Below are 622 nucleotides of genomic sequence, written 5' to 3' on the forward strand. Positions count from 1 at the left end.
AAGCGAAGGTGTGAACTTAAGCCCCAGTAAACGGCGGCCGTAACTATAACGGTCCTAAGGTAGCGAAATTCCTTGTCAGGTAAGTTCTGACCCGCACGAATGGCGTAATGACTTGGGCACTGTCTCAACTGCAAATCCGGCGAAGTTGTAGTGCGAGTGAAGATGCTCGCTACCCGCGATTGGACGGAAAGACCCCGTAGAGCTTTACTGTAGCTTAGCATTGAAATTCGGTATTGTCTGTACAGGATAGGTGGGAGACTTGGAAGCAGAGGCGTCAGCCTTTGTGGAGTCATCCTTGGGATACCACCCTGACAGTACTGGGTTTCTAACAGGACGCCATGAATCTGGTGACTGGACATTGTTAGGTGGGCAGTTTGACTGGGGCGGTCGCCTCCTAAAAAGTAACGGAGGCGCCCAAAGGTTCCCTCAGAACGGTCGGAAATCGTTCGAAGAGTGCAAAGGCAGAAGGGAGCCTGACTGCGAGACCTACAAGTCGAGCAGGGACGAAAGTCGGGCTTAGTGATCCGGTGGTTCCTCGTGGGAGGGCCATCGCTCAACGGATAAAAGCTACCTCGGGGATAACAGGCTGATCTCCCCCAAGAGTTCACATCGACGGGGAGGT

At 53.4% G+C, this 622-nt stretch carries 1 rRNA gene; it reads left to right on the top strand.

Annotation, left to right across the window (positions count from 1 at the left end):
- A 23S ribosomal RNA gene (locus M4I33_RS16845) occupies positions 1 to 622 on the top strand; the annotation flags it as partial.

The sequence above is a fragment of the Clostridium sp. LY3-2 genome, from assembly GCF_024705715.1.
In the GTDB taxonomy this organism is placed as follows: Bacteria; Bacillota; Clostridia; order Clostridiales; family Clostridiaceae; genus Clostridium.